Origin of the sequence: Streptococcus sp. 1621, assembly GCF_013276615.1 — a bacterium.
Classification (GTDB): domain Bacteria; phylum Bacillota; class Bacilli; order Lactobacillales; family Streptococcaceae; genus Streptococcus.
Genome location: NZ_VMLJ01000047.1, coordinates 1,541 through 13,632, shown reverse-complemented (window position 1 = coordinate 13,632; position 12,092 = coordinate 1,541). Strand labels below are relative to the sequence as shown.

The following is a 12,092-nucleotide window of genomic DNA, read 5'->3' as shown; positions in this document are numbered from 1 at the left end:
CGGCAAGGCGACGTTGACGTGGTTTGAAGAGATTTTCGAAGAGTATAAATTTGAAAAAGGTGAGGGACAATGTCCTTGCCTTTTATGTTTTTTAGTTGCTTCCTTTGTGAAAAGAGTTATAATAGACTGTAGAATAAAAGGAGGAATCTATGAACGCGATTCAAAAATCATTTACTGATAAACTATTTGCCAATTATGAAGCAAATGTAAAATACCAAGCGATTGAAAATGCTGCTAGCCACAACGGAATTTTTGCAGCTCTGGAACGTCGCCAAAGCCATGTAGATAACACACCTGTTTTCTCATTGGATTTGACTAAGGACAAGGTAACTAACCAGAAAGCGTCTGGTCGTTGCTGGATGTTTGCAGCTCTTAATACCTTCCGCCACAAACTCATTTCACAATATAAATTGGAAAATTTTGAGTTGTCACAGGCTCATACATTCTTCTGGGACAAGTATGAGAAATCCAACTGGTTTTTGGAGCAAGTGATTGCGACTGCAGACCAAGACTTGACGAGCCGTAAGGTTAAATTCCTACTTCAAACACCTCAACAAGATGGTGGTCAATGGGATATGGTCGTTTCCCTCTTTGAGAAATATGGTGTAGTGCCTAAGTCAGTTTATCCTGAGTCTGTTTCATCTAGTAGCAGTCGTGAGCTAAATGCTATCCTTAATAAATTGCTTCGTCAAGATGCTCAAATCTTGCGTGATTTGCTTGTTTCTGGTGCAGATCAAGCGACTGTTCAAGCTAAGAAAGAAGACCTCTTGCAAGAAATCTTTAATTTCCTTGCTATGTCATTGGGTCTTCCGCCACGTAAATTTGACTTTGCTTATCGTGATAAGGATAATAACTACCAAAGCGAAAAGAGCATTACTCCACAAGAATTTTACAAGAAATATGTCAATCTTCCGCTAGAAGACTACGTTTCTGTTATCAATGCTCCAACTGCTGACAAGCCTTACGGTCAATCTTACACAGTTGAGATGTTGGGGAATGTGGTTGGTAGCCGTGCGGTTCGTTACATCAACGTGCCGATGGAGCGCTTGAAAGAATTGGCGATTGCCCAAATGCAAGCAGGTGAGACTGTTTGGTTTGGCTCTGATGTCGGCCAGCTCAGCAACCGCAAAGCTGGAATCCTTGCGACAGATGTTTATGACTTTGAATCAAGCATGGACATTAAACTTACTCAAGATAAGGCTGGACGTTTGGACTACAGCGAAAGCTTAATGACCCACGCTATGGTCTTGACAGGTGTTGACTTGGATGAAAATGGTAAGTCAACCAAGTGGAAGGTTGAAAACTCTTGGGGAGATAAGGTAGGTACAGATGGTTACTTTGTTGCCTCAGACGCTTGGATGGACGAATACACTTACCAAATCGTTGTCCGTAAGGAATTGCTGACAGCAGAAGAACAAGCAGCCTATGAAGCAGAACCAATTGTACTCGCACCTTGGGATCCAATGGGAGCCTTGGCAGAATAATACTCTTCGAAAATCAAATTCAAACCACGTCAGCTTCGCCTTGCCGTACTCAAGTACAGCCTGCGGCTCGCTTCCTAGTTTGCTCTTTGATTTTCATTGAGTATAAAAGCATAGAAAAAAGGAATCAGATTTTAGAACCTGGTTCCTTTTAAGTTGCTTGATTACATGATGTGAAGAACATGTGCCACAATACCCACTGCGAAGAGTGCAAGGATAATAGTGATTGGAGATACTTTTTTCTTAAGCAAGTACATGCAAAGTAAAGTAAGGAGTAGTCCTGATAATCCAGGAATCAACATATCCAAGTTTTGTTGGAAAGTAGTAACTTTTTCCGGTGTTTGAGACAATCCTTGTCCTACTTGTGCGAATGCTTCTTGGATACCTTTAGATCCTTCTGGCAATTTATCCCAATGGATATAAGCCTTTTCATCTAGTTGAACTTTAGAAACATCGAAAGCAAATTTAATATTTACCCAGCGTTGAACAAGGACAGCAAGAATGAACATCCCAAGGATAGAAGCTCCTTTAGTGATGTCTTGAAGGATACCGCCAGACATATCTTTAGTGATTTCTGATCCAGCCTTGTATCCAACCTCTTGAACATACCACAAGAATGACATACGAATCAAGTTCCATGCAACAAAGAAGAGGAGTGGACCCAAGATATTGCCAGTAAGGGCAAGTGAAGCACCGAGAGATCCAAGGATTGGGCGTACTGTAAACCAGAATACTGGGTCACCGATACCAGCAAGAGGTCCCATCATACCGATTTTAACCCCTTGGATAGCAGCGTCATCGATTTCCACACCGTTAGCACGTTCTTCTTCAAGCGCAAGAGTAACCCCCATGATTGGAGCAGCTACGTATGGATGAGTGTTGAAGAACTCAAGGTGACGCTCAAGAGCAGCGATTTGATCTTCTTTTTTAGTATAGAGTTTTTTGATAGCTGGAATGAGTGTATAAGCCCAGCCCAAGTTTTGCATCCGTTCAAAGTTCCAAGACCCTTGTAAGAAGGTTGAACGCCACCAAACTTTTTTACGATCTGATTTAGTTAATTGAAGTTTTTCAGTCATGATGTTTTCAGTCCTTTCTTATCTTAGTAGTCTTCGAGGATATCGCCGATTGGGTCGTTAGAAGTTGCGGCACCACCACCACCATTTCCACCAGTTTTAGAAAGGTGAAGGTAGATAAGCGCGATAGCAACACCGATAGCACCGAATCCGATTAGAGTAATGTCTGATACGGCAGCAAGAACGAAACCAAGAGCGAAGAATGGCCATACTTCACGAGTTGCCATCATGTTGATAACCATGGCGTAACCAACGGCAACGACCATACCACCACCGATAGCCATACCATCTTTGAGCCAGTCTGGCATAGCACTAAGGATACTTTGTACAGTTTCAGTTGGTACCATAAGGAGAAGAGCTGCAGGAAGCGCAATACGAAGTCCTTGGAAAAGTAGCGCAATAAAATGCGCACGCTCCACAGCGCCGAAGTCACCTTTTTTAGCGGCAGCATCTGCAGTATGAACCAAACCAACTGAGATTGTACGAACAATCATAGTTAAGAATAGACCAGCAACGGCAAGAGGGATAGCAACCGCTTGGGCAACACCGATACCTGTCTTAGTAAAGTCACCACCAAGAACCATGATAATGGCAGCAGCGACAGAAGCAAGTGCAGCATCAGGAGCGATAGCAGCACCGATATTTGACCAACCAAGGGCAATCATTTGAAGCGATCCACCGAGGATAATCCCTGCTTCCAAGTGACCTGTTACAAGCCCAATAAGGGTACAGGCTACAAGTGGTTGGTGAAATTGGAATTGGTCGAGGACACCTTCAAGACCTGCAAGGAAGGCTACAACGACTACTAAAACCATAGAAATAATAGACATGTTTAAAATCCTTTCATAAATAATGGCTTATTTGACATTGGCTTTGTTAATCAAGTCAAACAAATCTTTTTTAGAATCATTTGGTACTTTACGTACGTCAAATTCAACACCGAGGTCACGCATTTTTTCAAATGTAGCAACGTCTTCTTTGTCCATCGACAAAACAGTATTGACCAATGTTTTACCTGTTGAGTGAGCCATTGATCCAACATTAAGAGTTTTGATTGGCACGCCGCCTTCGATGGCACGAAGGGCATCTTGAGGTGTTTCAAACAAGATAAGGGCATGTGTTTCTCCAAAACGTGGGTCTTTTGAAACCTCAATCAGTTTTTGAATTGGAACCACGTTAGCCTTGACATTACCTGGAGCTGCCTGTTTAATCAATTCTTTACGTAATTCGTCTTTAGCTACGTTATCTGAAGCAACGATGATACGGTCTGCTTTTGAATCTGGAGTCCAAGCAGTTGCAACCTGACCGTGAAGTAGACGTGTGTCAAGACGGGCAAGGTTGATTTTGAGTTTACCGTCTCCGATGACAGTTCCTTCTGGAATAGCAGCTTGGGCAACTGGAGCAGCTGCAGCGCTTGCAACTTCTTCAACTGGGTTTAGCTCTTCTGGAAGAGCTTTGATGCCATCTTTGGCTTCTTTGATAATATTCGCAGCGACTTTTTCTACACCTGCAGCAGCGTCCATGAGGCGCTCTGTGTAGGCTTGAATTAACATCGGTAAGTTCAGTCCTGTGATGATGGCAAACTTACGCTCAGGATTTTCTCCCATCACGCGGCTAGCTTGGTTAAATGGAGATCCACTCCAAAGGTCAGCCAAAACTAGAACCTCATCTTCTGCGTCAAATGCAGCAACAGCGTTATTAAACTTAGCGTATAGATCATCAGGACCTTCATTTGGCATAAAGGTTACAACTTGAACCTTTTCTTGTTCACCAAAGATCATAGATCCTGACTGATGAATACCCGCAGCAAACTCGCCGTGGCTCGCAATAATGATTCCGATACTCATTATTGTCATTCCTCCTTTTTTGTTTTAGTTTTCGTTTAAGAAAACTTTAAGACTTTTTAAGTATAAACCGTTTTCATCTAAAAATCAACTATTTATCATAAAATAATTAAAAAGATTACATCTGAAAATGTTGATATGTTGAGTTTTAGAGAAGTTTTTTTGAATCCATATTTAAAAATTTAATATAAAAAAGTTGGAAGAGCATTCCAACTTTTAAAATAGGTTTCTATGAAATTAGTGGGTGAAGTCGAGTACCATACGTCCTTGGATTTGACCTTTTTCCATTTCGTCGAAAATGGCAACAGCATCTTCTACTGGACGTTTTTGAACAACTGGGACTACCAGACCTTCTGCACCGAATTGGAAGGCTTCTTCCAAGTCTTTACGAGTTCCTACAAGAGAACCGATGACTTGGATTCCATCTAAAACTGTTTTCACGATGCTAAGTTCCATCATTTCAGAAGGAAGACCAACAGCGACGACGCGACCACCAGCACGAACGGAGTCAACAGCCTGGTTGAAGGCAACTTTAGATACAGCAGTTACGACAGCTGAATGAGCTCCTCCATCAGTTTTTTCCTTGATGAGTCCTGGTACATCATCAACTTCGAGGCCGTTAATCACAATGTCAGCACCTACTTCTTTTGCAAGGGCAAGTTTGTCATTGTTGATATCAACTGCGATAACATGAGCATTGAATACTTTTTTAGCGTATTGAACAGCGAGGTTACCAAGTCCACCAGCACCGTAAAGAACTACCCATTGACCTGGTTCAACTTTTGCTTCTTTAATCGCTTTATAGGTTGTTACGCCAGCACATGTGATAGAAGAGGCTTGAGCTGGATCAAGTCCGTCAGGAACTTTGACAGCATAGTCAGCAGTTACGATACATTGTTCAGCCATACCACCATCTACTGAGTAGCCAGCATTTTTTACTGTACGGCAAAGAGTTTCACGGCCAGTTGTACAGTATTCGCAAGTGCCACATCCTTCAAAGAACCAAGCAACGCTGACGCGGTCACCGACTTTAAGGCTTTTCACATCTGGGGCAATTTCTTTAACGATACCAACACCTTCGTGACCTAGGACACGTCCTGGTACCTGACCGAAGTCACCATGGGCAACGTGGAGGTCGGTGTGGCAAACGCCACAGTATTCAATTTCTACAAGTGCTTCCCCAGTTTCAAGTGGACGGAGCACTTTTTCTTCAACAGCAACACCAGTGCTTTCTGGATTTACAACAATAGCTTTCATAGCTATCCTCCTTTATATTGACCGAGAACAGGGACAACGGGACTGGATTGATTTTGTGTCAACAGAGTCGAGTGTGACGAGCTCTCTTGTATTTATATGTGAAGTATATCACAAAAGAAAGCCTTTTCCAAGGTTTTGGAGGCAAAAAATAGAACAATCGATTAACTGGTTGATGAGACTGTGAAAAGAGCACAAAGACCAGCTTGCAAGCTGGTCAGAATGGGCTATAATAATAAATCTTGTAGGGTTTTGGCAACCCCGTCTTGGTCATTTGTCAAGGAAATTTGCTCATCGGCATAGGGGAGTAGCTCTGGATTGGCATTTTTCATGGCATAGCCCTTCCCAGCAAAAGCGAGCATTTCGGTATCATTGTGTTCATCTCCAAAGGCAATCAAATCTTTTTTGTCACGATTCATTACCTTGAGCAAGTAGTCCAAGGCAAAGGCCTTGTTGACACCTTTTGGGGTACATTCAAGGATATTGAGCGGACCTCCCCAAGTATTGATAGACAGTTGATGCTGGTAGAAGGCGTTCATTTCTTTTGCCAAGGCATATTTGTCATGGGCTCTGGTCTGCAAGAGAATACAGTTAGGGTTCTTGGTCACTAATTCAGGCTGGAATTGATCTTCAGGCTGGAAAGCTTCTACACCAAATAGTTTGGGATTGGCAATTTCTTCATTAGGATTTGTAATGTAGAATTTTTTACGGTATTCTCCAGCGATAAAATCGGCTTGAATGTCCTCTGAACGTCGAACCATGTCTAGCAGATATTTTTTGTCTACAGTTAAACACTTTTCAAAATCCCAAACTTGGTCTGGTAAATGAGTAAGGGAGCCGTTGAAATTAATCATAGGAGTGTTTAAGCCTAGTTCATGGTAAAAATCTTTTGACATGCGGTAAGGGCGACCCGTCGTAATAATAATCTGATGGCCTTTTTCAGCAACTTTTTTAATTGTTTCTTTGGTAAAGTCAGAAATTTGACTGTCTGAGTTGAGCAGGGTTCCATCCAGGTCAACTGCAATAATTTTTTTCGTCATAGGGACCTTTCTAGTGTCTTTTCAGATAAGATGTCTACTATTATAACAAAAAGCAGGCAGAAAAGCAGATTCGAAACCAAAAAAGAAATTTCATCAAATTCTTAAATAAATCAAACAAAGATATTGAAAAAGTGAATGATAAATGATATAATTCTATTATTGTTCGTAAAAATTAAAAGGAGATTGATAATGGACAAATTATTTAAACTAAAAGAGAACGGTACAGACGTTCGTACAGAGGTTCTCGCTGGTTTAACGACTTTCTTTGCAATGAGCTATATTCTCTTTGTAAACCCACAAATTCTTTCGCAAACAGGAATGCCTGCTCAGGGTGTTTTCCTAGCAACGATTATTGGTGCAGTAGCGGGTACCTTGATGATGGCTTTTTATGCTAACTTGCCATACGCTCAAGCGCCAGGTATGGGACTCAATGCCTTCTTTACCTTTACAGTTGTATTTGGACTTGGTTATTCTTGGCAAGAAGCCCTAGCTATGGTCTTCATCTGTGGGATTATTTCATTGATTATTACCTTGACAAATGTTCGTAAAATGATCATTGAATCAATTCCCAATGCTCTTCGCTCAGCTATTTCAGCTGGTATCGGTGTCTTCCTTGCCTATGTAGGGATTAAGAATGCTGGACTTTTGAAATTCACGATTGATCCAGGAAACTATACTGTTATAGGAGAAGGGGCTGACAAGGCTCAAGCAACGATTGCAGCAAACTCTTCAGCAGTTCCAGGATTGGTCAGCTTTAATAATCCAGCTGTTTTGGTGGCTCTTGCAGGACTTGCCATTACTATCTTCTTTGTCATCAAAGGGATTAAAGGGGGAATTATCCTCTCTATCTTGACAACAACTGTTCTTGCTATTGCAGTTGGTTTGGTAGATTTGTCAAGCATCGATTTTGCTAATAACCATGTTGGTGCAGCCTTTGAAGATTTGAAGACAGTCTTTGGTGCAGCTCTCGGTTCAGAAGGTTTGGGAGCTTTGGTTTCAGATACAGCTCGCTTGCCTGAAACTCTGATGGCCATTCTTGCCTTCTCATTGACAGATATTTTTGACACAATTGGTACCTTGATTGGTACGGGTGAAAAAGTTGGTATCGTAGCGACAAATGGTGAAAATCACCAATCAGCTAAGTTGGACAAGGCTCTTTATTCAGACTTGATTGGTACTTCTATTGGTGCCATCGCAGGTACTTCAAACGTAACGACTTATGTTGAGTCTGCTGCTGGTATTGGTGCAGGTGGACGTACTGGTTTGACAGCTTTGGTTGTGGCAATCTGTTTTGCAATCTCAAGCTTCTTTAGCCCACTTCTAGCTATCGTACCAACAGCTGCTACAGCTCCAATCTTGATTATCGTTGGAATTATGATGTTGGCTAGCTTGAAAAATATCCATTGGGATGATATGGCTGAAGCGGTTCCTGCCTTCTTCACATCTATCTTTATGGGATTCAGCTACTCTATCACTCAAGGGATTGCAGTTGGTTTCTTGACTTACACCTTGACTAAGCTTGTCAAAGGTCAAGCTAAAGATGTTCATGTCATGATTTGGATTTTGGATGCCTTGTTTATCCTTAACTATATCAGTATGGCACTATAAATGCTATAATATAAAAAGGGGTTCTCCCCTTTTTATATTATAGTTACTTGAAAATTGCTTCAAACTAGGTAGGTGATTTTGATTGAATGGTAGGAGTATGATTGATGATAAAAAAGAATATTTGGGGTGAAGTATTAAACAGGGGGAAGTGGTTAATAATCTTTCTAGTAGAGCTTTTGTTTTCTCAGCTTCCTTTAGCCCTAGCAACTTTTCTAACTAGCAGAAAATTTCCACTGCTTCAAACTGGACTATTAGTAGGGGCCTTATCTCTTGTGGTTTTAACTGTATTTATAATAGGTGCTAGGAAAACACAGTTGGCTAGTTTTGGTTTATCGTTTTTCAAGGCTAAGGATTTGGCTAGATTGGCCTTAAGCTATCTAGTGATTCTTGCCTTTAATATTCTTGGTGTGGTCTTACTGCGTTTGATGAATGAAACAACAACCAGCAATCAATCAAATATTAATGATTTGGTCCAGAATAGTTCCTTAATTTCCAGTTTTTTCTTACTGGTTCTAATAGCTCCTATTTGTGAGGAGATTTTATGTCGAGGAGTGATTCCTAAAAAACTCTTTCGTGGTAAAGAAAATGTGGGTTATATAGTCGGTGCTATTATCTTTGCCTTGCTTCATTTACCGACAAATCTACCTTCTCTTCTTATCTATGGAGGAATGTCAACTGTGCTAACTTGGACGGCTTACAAGACCCAACGTTTGGAAATGTCTATCTTACTTCACATGATTGTGAATGGGGTTGTTTTCTGTTTGCTGGCTCTCGTGGTGATTTTGAGTCGGACATTAGGGATCTCTGTTTAAGATTTTTGACAATTGCTTACTTGTTTCTACTGGGAAAAAGATGAATGCAATCGTGTCCATCTTTTTCTTTTTATGGTAAAATAGAGAAATAATATGGTGAAAAGCCTTGAGGGAGTGACCGATATGTCAAGTAAAGCCAATCATGCAAAGACAGCTATTTGCGGAATTATCAATGTAACCCCAGACTCCTTTTCGGACGGTGGTCAATTTTTTGCTCTTGAGCAAGCACTCCAGCAGGCTCGTAAATTGATAGCAGAAGGGGCTAGTATGCTAGATATCGGCGGAGAATCGACTCGGCCGGGAAGCAGCTATGTTGAGATAGAAGAGGAAATCCAGCGTGTTGTTCCAGTGATCAAAGCGATTCGCAAGGAAAGTGATGTCCTCATCTCTATTGATACTTGGAAGAGTCAGGTAGCAGAGGCTGCTTTGGCTGCTGGTGCCAATCTAGTCAATGATATCACTGGTCTCATGGGTGATGAAAAAATGGCCCATGTGGTTGCAAAGGTTGGAGCGAAAGTAGTCATTATGTTTAATCCAGTCATGGCGCGACCTCAGCATCCTAGCTCGCTCATCTTCCCTCATTTTGGTTTTGGACAAGCTTTTACAGAGGAAGAGTTAGCTGACTTTGAAACATTGCCAATCGAAGAGTTGATGGAGACTTTTTTTGAACGAGCACTAGCGAGGGCAGAGGAAGCTGGGATTGCTCAAGAAAACATCCTGCTGGATCCAGGAATTGGCTTTGGTCTGACCAAGAAAGAAAATCTGCTTCTTTTACGGGATCTGGATAAACTACATCAGAAAGGCTATCCAATCTTTCTCGGAGTGTCGCGCAAGCGGTTTGTCATCAATATTCTTGAAGAAAATGGTTTTGAAGTCAATCCTGAGACAGAACTTGGTTTCCGCAATCGAGATACGGCTTCGGCTCATGTAACCAGTATCGCTGCGAGACAGGGTGTGGAAGTGGTGCGCGTGCATGATGTAGTTAGTCACAGGATGGCAGTTGAAATTGCCTCCGCCATTCGTCTGGCTGATGAAGCGGAAAATCTAGATTTAAAACAATATAAATAAGATGAAAGAAATCGAAAACAATCAGTGGATTACCAATTACCGGACGGACCAACCGCATTTTGGATTGGAACGCATGGTGGAACTGTTGGCGTTGCGTGGCAATCCCCATCTCAAACTCAAGGTCATCCATATCGGAGGGACCAATGGCAAGGGTTCGACCATTGCTTTTTTGAAAAATATGCTAGAAAAGATGGGGCTGAGAGTCGGTGTTTTCAGCTCGCCCTATCTCATTCATTACACAGATCAGATTAGCATCAATGGGGAATCTATTCCCGAGGCTAGACTTGAAACTCTCATGGCAGACTATCAGTCTTTGCTGGAAGGGGAATCGGCTACCAATTTGCAGGGGACAACCGAGTTTGAGATTATAACAGCCATAGCCTATGACTACTTTGCCTCAGAGCAAGTAGATGTGGCTATCATGGAAGTGGGCATGGGTGGACTCTTGGATAGTACCAATGTTTGCCAGCCTATTCTAACAGGCATTACGACCATTGGATTGGACCATGTAGCCCTACTTGGTGACACCTTGGAAGCCATAGCAGAGCAGAAAGCTGGTATTATCAAACAAGGTATTCCCTTGGTGACAGGTCGTATCGCTCCAGAAGCTTTGGCTGTGATTGACCGCATTGCGGAAGGGAAAGATGCACCGAGATTTGCCTACGGGACAGATTATCAGGTTAGTCATCAAAAGAGTGTGGTGACAGGGGAAATCTTTGACTATACAAGTGTTGTCAGACAAGGTCGCTTCCAGACTGGCCTGCTTGGTTTGCACCAGATAGAGAATGCTGGGATGGCCATAGCTTTGCTTGATACTTTTTGTCAAGAAGATGGTCGAGAGCTAGTAAGCAATCACTTGCTTGCTCAAGCACTGGAAGAAACAAGATGGCCGGGGCGTCTGGAGGTCGTGTCAAGGACCCCCTTGATGATCTTGGATGGGGCCCACAATCCCCATGCTATCAAGGCTTTATTAGCTACCTTGCAAGAACGCTTTGCGGCTTATCGTAAGGAAATCCTCTTTACTTGCATCAAAACCAAGGCCTTGGAGGATATGTTGGACTTGTTGGAGCAAATCCCAGATACCGAGCTTACCCTGACACATTTTGACGATAGTCGGGCGACTGATGAAAGCGTGCTGAAAGAGGCAGCTAAGTCTAGAAATCTCAGCTACCAAGGTTGGCAGGATTTTCTAGAGCAGAAATTGACAGATAAAAAAGAAGAGAAAAAAACAGTTAGGATTGTCACGGGTTCCTTGTATTTCTTGAGCCAAGTGAGAGCCTATCTGATGGAGAGGAAGAACGAAAATGGATACACAAAAGATTGAAACAGCTGTAAAAATGATTATCGAGGCTGTGGGAGAGGACGCTAACCGCGAGGGCTTGCAGGAAACACCTGCTCGTGTCGCCCGTATGTACCAAGAGATTTTTTCAGGTCTTGGTCAAACAGCGGAGGAACATTTGTCAAAATCCTTTGAGATTATTGACGATAACATGGTAGTAGAAAAGGATATCTTTTTCCATACTATGTGTGAGCACCACTTTCTACCATTTTATGGGAGAGCGCACATAGCCTACATTCCAGATGGTCGTGTGGCAGGCTTGTCTAAGCTAGCTCGTACGGTTGAAGTTTATTCTAAAAAACCACAAATTCAAGAACGTTTGAATATCGAAGTGGCCGATGCCTTGATGGACTATCTAGGTGCTAAAGGAGCCTTTGTTGTCATTGAGGCGGAGCATATGTGTATGAGTATGCGTGGAGTGAGAAAACCAGGAACTGCAACCTTGACGACAGTAGCTCGTGGTCTATTTGAAACAGATAAGGACCTTCGAGATCAGGCTTATCGTTTAATGGGACTATAATACTTTTCGAAAATCAAATTCAAACCACGTCAGCTTCCATCTGCAACCTCAAA

11 protein-coding genes are annotated in these 12,092 nt (G+C 42.2%); 6 read left to right on the top strand and 5 right to left on the bottom strand.

From position 1 onward, the window contains the following. Positions 1-149: 149 nt before the first annotated feature. Positions 150-1,484: an aminopeptidase C gene (gene pepC, locus HT697_RS09570; protein ID WP_166736649.1), complete on the top strand. Its 1,335-nt coding sequence runs from the start codon at positions 150-152 to the stop codon at positions 1,482-1,484. A 161-nt stretch (positions 1,485-1,645) separates the two neighbouring features. Here the strand turns inward: pepC and HT697_RS09565 are convergent, their stop codons facing one another. The 5 genes from HT697_RS09565 to HT697_RS09545 form a co-directional block, all read right to left on the bottom strand. After that, the gene (locus HT697_RS09565; RefSeq protein WP_050222832.1) at positions 1,646-2,557 is read right to left on the bottom strand and encodes a PTS system mannose/fructose/sorbose family transporter subunit IID; all 912 of its coding nucleotides are present in this window, start codon (positions 2,555-2,557) and stop codon (positions 1,646-1,648) included. 23 nt (positions 2,558-2,580) lie between these two features. Then, the gene (locus tag HT697_RS09560) at positions 2,581-3,384 is read right to left on the bottom strand and encodes a PTS mannose/fructose/sorbose transporter subunit IIC (RefSeq protein ID WP_050222833.1); all 804 of its coding nucleotides are present in this window, start codon (positions 3,382-3,384) and stop codon (positions 2,581-2,583) included. A gap of 27 nt (positions 3,385-3,411) precedes the next feature. Then, positions 3,412-4,401, bottom strand: coding sequence for a PTS sugar transporter subunit IIB (locus tag HT697_RS09555; protein WP_166736650.1), 990 nt, complete (start codon positions 4,399-4,401; stop codon positions 3,412-3,414). Positions 4,402-4,635: 234 nt separating this feature from the next. Then, the gene (adhP, locus tag HT697_RS09550; protein WP_173253120.1) at positions 4,636-5,655 is read right to left on the bottom strand and encodes an alcohol dehydrogenase AdhP; all 1,020 of its coding nucleotides are present in this window, start codon (positions 5,653-5,655) and stop codon (positions 4,636-4,638) included. A gap of 224 nt (positions 5,656-5,879) precedes the next feature. Continuing rightward, on the bottom strand, positions 5,880-6,692 hold the full coding sequence (locus HT697_RS09545) for a Cof-type HAD-IIB family hydrolase (protein ID WP_173253119.1): 813 nt from the start codon (positions 6,690-6,692) through the stop codon (positions 5,880-5,882). Between the two features lie 189 nt (positions 6,693-6,881). On the opposite strand from HT697_RS09545, the gene HT697_RS09540 reads away from it, so the two are divergent. The 5 genes from HT697_RS09540 (at position 6,882) to folE (ending at position 12,039) form a co-directional block, all read left to right on the top strand. Next, complete coding sequence (locus HT697_RS09540) at positions 6,882-8,300, top strand: NCS2 family permease (RefSeq protein WP_173263090.1); 1,419 nt, start codon at positions 6,882-6,884, stop codon at positions 8,298-8,300. Positions 8,301-8,404: 104 nt separating this feature from the next. After that, positions 8,405-9,112, top strand: coding sequence for a type II CAAX endopeptidase family protein (locus HT697_RS09535; RefSeq protein ID WP_173263087.1), 708 nt, complete (start codon positions 8,405-8,407; stop codon positions 9,110-9,112). A gap of 93 nt (positions 9,113-9,205) precedes the next feature. Continuing rightward, positions 9,206-10,180, top strand: a complete 975-nt coding sequence (gene folP, locus HT697_RS09530; RefSeq protein WP_173263084.1) for a dihydropteroate synthase — start codon at positions 9,206-9,208, stop codon at positions 10,178-10,180. A gap of 1 nt (position 10,181) precedes the next feature. Further along, positions 10,182-11,504: a folylpolyglutamate synthase/dihydrofolate synthase family protein gene (locus tag HT697_RS09525; protein ID WP_173263082.1), complete on the top strand. Its 1,323-nt coding sequence runs from the start codon at positions 10,182-10,184 to the stop codon at positions 11,502-11,504. Continuing rightward, entirely contained in the window at positions 11,485-12,039 is a 555-nt protein-coding gene (gene folE, locus HT697_RS09520; protein WP_000380931.1) for a GTP cyclohydrolase I FolE, read from the top strand. The genes HT697_RS09525 and folE overlap by 20 nt, the downstream gene beginning before the upstream one ends. Positions 12,040-12,092 lie beyond the last annotated feature (53 nt).

Bases quoted from the DNA above. Each gene is read 5' to 3' on its own strand.
- pepC (WP_166736649.1), top strand. From the start codon at position 150: ATGAACGCGATTCAAAAATCATTTACTGATAAACTATTTGCCAATTAT.
- HT697_RS09565 (WP_050222832.1), bottom strand. From the start codon at position 2,557: ATGACTGAAAAACTTCAATTAACTAAATCAGATCGTAAAAAAGTTTGG.
- HT697_RS09560 (WP_050222833.1), bottom strand. From the start codon at position 3,384: ATGTCTATTATTTCTATGGTTTTAGTAGTCGTTGTAGCCTTCCTTGCA.
- HT697_RS09555 (WP_166736650.1), bottom strand. From the start codon at position 4,401: ATGAGTATCGGAATCATTATTGCGAGCCACGGCGAGTTTGCTGCGGGT.
- adhP (WP_173253120.1), bottom strand. From the start codon at position 5,655: ATGAAAGCTATTGTTGTAAATCCAGAAAGCACTGGTGTTGCTGTTGAA.
- HT697_RS09545 (WP_173253119.1), bottom strand. From the start codon at position 6,692: ATGACGAAAAAAATTATTGCAGTTGACCTGGATGGAACCCTGCTCAAC.
- HT697_RS09540 (WP_173263090.1), top strand. From the start codon at position 6,882: ATGGACAAATTATTTAAACTAAAAGAGAACGGTACAGACGTTCGTACA.
- HT697_RS09535 (WP_173263087.1), top strand. From the start codon at position 8,405: ATGATAAAAAAGAATATTTGGGGTGAAGTATTAAACAGGGGGAAGTGG.
- folP (WP_173263084.1), top strand. From the start codon at position 9,206: ATGGTGAAAAGCCTTGAGGGAGTGACCGATATGTCAAGTAAAGCCAAT.
- HT697_RS09525 (WP_173263082.1), top strand. From the start codon at position 10,182: ATGAAAGAAATCGAAAACAATCAGTGGATTACCAATTACCGGACGGAC.
- folE (WP_000380931.1), top strand. From the start codon at position 11,485: ATGGATACACAAAAGATTGAAACAGCTGTAAAAATGATTATCGAGGCT.